This window comes from Microbispora sp. CL1-1 (assembly GCF_012034195.1).
GTDB lineage: Bacteria > Actinomycetota > Actinomycetes > Streptosporangiales > Streptosporangiaceae > Microbispora.
Window position 1 is genome coordinate 1 of record NZ_JAATEK010000105.1, and the last position, 2,997, is coordinate 2,997.

Consider the following 2,997-nt stretch of genomic DNA (forward strand, 5'->3'; position numbering starts at 1 on the left):
TTATGCAGGTGATCGAGTCAAGTGCCCGTTGAGTCGAGTCTGTTGAGCAGGCCGTCAAAGATCTTCTGGCGCCCGATTTGTCCCTTCTCCTTGGCGTCATCGCGTTGCGCCTGTAGGCGAGGACGGAACTCGATCGTGGTGACGAAGAACTGGCAGGACTCGCAGATCGACTCGAAATGGCAGTCCATCTCGACCGGGCGAGCGCAGTAGCCGTTGCCGAGCATTCGGCGATGCATCTCGGCCCGTAGACGGCGCATCTGGTGGCCCTCGTCGGTGGCGGGGAGCTGGGCGGGCTGGGTGTAGAGTGCCTCGACCTTCTCGGTCACGGAGAAGTACTCCTCAGCGACGGTCCGGTCGGCGATGCGTGCGTAGACCATGGTCATGGCGAGGGTCTTGTGGCCGAGCAGGGCGGCGATGGCTTCCAGGGACATACCGCGGTTGATGGCCTGGGTGGCCAGGGTGTGGCGGAGTTGGTGAGCGGTGATATGGCCGATGCCGGCCGCCTCGGCGACCTTGGCCAGTGCCTGATCGACATGACGGGGCAGGATAGCTCGGCCGCCTCGGCGCAGGAACATCTTGTCGGAGCGCAGGTCCGTGGGCCGGCTGCGCAGCCAGGTGTCCAGCAGGCTTTTCAGCTCTGGGTGGAGTGGGATATAGCGGTCGTTGTGTAGCTTCCCGACTGGGATGCGCAGCCAGTAGGCCGAGCCGATCTGGACGACGGCGTCAACGGTCAGCGCGAGCAGTTCGCCCTTGCGCATGCCAGTTCGGGCAAGAAGTTCGACGACCAGCCGGGTGAAGGCGTCGGGTTCGGCGCGGGCGGCGCGCAGCAGCTTGGTGGCCGCGGCGTCGTCAAGGAAGCGGGGCAGCGGCCGGTCGACGATCGGCAGGTCAGCGTCGAAGATCAATGGGCGGGGCGGGACGTCGGGGTAGTCCCATTCAGTGATCCGGGTGAAGAAGCACCGCAAGTTGATCAGCGTGTTCTTGATGCTGGGCTTGGCCAGCGGCGCTCCTGCGGGCCGCGGGTCACAGGCCAGGTGACGCTTGTAGTCCTCGATGTGGCTGCGGGTGAGCTTGGCCAAGGTGGTGATGAGGGGGTGCCGGTCGGCCAGGTAGTGGCCGAACTGGCGGAGATCCCTCTCGATGGCCCTGACGGTGGAAGGGCGAAGGCTGAGGGCGACCTGCTCGACGTAGCGGTGGGCGGCCTGGGTGTAGGAGGCGGGGACACCGTTCCAGCCGGCGATGCTGACCGGGATGCGGCCGGGCCGCTCCAGGGTGTCGATCACTTGGTCATGGAACAGGGTCGCCTGCAGGCGATGGAGGATGGCGGCGGGATTGCGGCCCGAGTCGGGGTGTCCGCGCCGGCGATAAGCGGCCAGCAGCAGTTGACGGCCGGTGAGGAAGATCTGCGTGTCGATGCGGTCGACGGTAGTGCCGGTGGCCGCGGCCAGGACGGCGAGCATGTGCCACTGCAGCCGGGTGTCGGCCGGGCTGATCGACAGGCGGGCCGTGGCCTGGTCGAACCGCAGCCGGGCCAGGGGCTGATAGCGGGAAGCGGCCTCGCCGAGCCGCAGCCCGGCCGTGACCAGAAAAGCGGCGTCCACGGTCAGTCTGCCGGTGACGATCAGCCAGCTGACGAACGGTCCGGTCCGCATCTGCTCCCGGGTGGCGGTCAACTGCTCGGTCACGCCCATGGCCGCCCATCCTCCCCGGGCGGCGACGCGGAGTACGAACGTCTGGGCCGCGTGCCGGTTCGACGGCCAGATCTTCACCCCGGCCTGCTGCGCGTCCTGGCAGTACTGCTCGACCAGGTCGGAATGGGGCGCCAGCGGTGCTGTCGCCTCCATCACCGCTCCTGAATGGTCTGGGCGTCGATCGCCTCCATGGCGCGCCGGTATTCTTCGGCGAGCCAGCCTCCCGCCAGATGCAGGTAGATCCGGGTGGATTCGATCGAGCGGTGCCCGGCTTGGGCCTGCAATGCCTCCAGGGCCATGCCCGCCTCGCGCAGCCGGGTCAAGCATGTGTGACGCAGTTGATGGCAGGTCAAGCGGGCGATGCCGGCCCGGTCGCGGGCACTGGTGACGATCTCATCCAGGCCGGATGCCGACAGTGGTTGGCCCCGACGTGGTCCCTTGAGCACGACAAACAATCGGTCGGTGGTGCTGGTCTGCGGCCGTTCGGTGGCCAGGTAGTTGGCGACGGTGGCGAAGAAACGGGCCGAGACCGGGACGATCCGCTGGTGTCCGCCCTTGCCCTCGGCGATGAACACGCGACGCTCTCCGGGGTGCAGATCGCTCAGGCGCAGGCCCAGTACCTCACACCGGCGCAGTCCGCCCAGCAGCATGGCCTCGGCCATCGCGCGGTCGCGGCGGGTGCGTAGCGCGGCCAGGAAGGCCGACACCTCGCCGGGCTCGAGGATACGGGGCAGCGTCCGCGGCGTGCGGATCAGCGGGACCTGCCGGATCGCACGCTGGCCGGGGCGGCGAGCGGCCAATCCCTGAGGGACCGGGTTGGCCGGCAGGTCCCCGCGGACCACCAGGAAGTTGAACAGCCCGGAGATGCTCGCCAGCCGACGTTTGATCGTCCGCGCCGACAGCCCAGCCTCACCGTCCTCCAGGCGGACCACCTTGGCATCGATCCGTGGGGACCGCTGCGTCTTGATGAACGCCAGCACGTCCACGGCGGTGACCTCAGCCGGGTCCTTGCGGATCTGGCTGAAGAACACCTTCAGGTCGTACGCGGTTGCGATCAACGTGTTGGGCCGGGCCCGGGCCGCCACCAGCTCCAGATAGTCATCCAGCGCCGGATGCCCCAGGCGCACCACACCAGGATCGGCGGGATCGGGGCGGCCGTTGAGCAGGCAGGGATCGAACGACATCGGGGGAGACTCCCGTCACTGGGGTAACTCCAGGATCACCCACTGTTCCCTGGTTCTGGCCGTCGACAGCCATTCATCTGTGACCTTCAGGCCAGCACAGGATCACCTGCATATCGTGACCA

2 protein-coding genes are annotated in these 2,997 nt (G+C 67.7%); both read right to left on the minus strand.

Annotated elements, in window-relative coordinates; genetic code table 11:
• Positions 1 to 17 precede the first annotated feature (17 nt).
• Entirely contained in the window at positions 18 to 1,769 is a 1,752-nt protein-coding gene (locus HCK04_RS43300; RefSeq protein WP_205831284.1) for a tyrosine-type recombinase/integrase, read from the minus strand.
• A gap of 74 nt (positions 1,770 to 1,843) precedes the next feature.
• Positions 1,844 to 2,875, minus strand: coding sequence for a tyrosine-type recombinase/integrase (locus HCK04_RS40050; RefSeq protein ID WP_142652737.1), 1,032 nt, complete (start codon positions 2,873 to 2,875; stop codon positions 1,844 to 1,846).
• Positions 2,876 to 2,997: the final 122 nt, after the last annotated feature.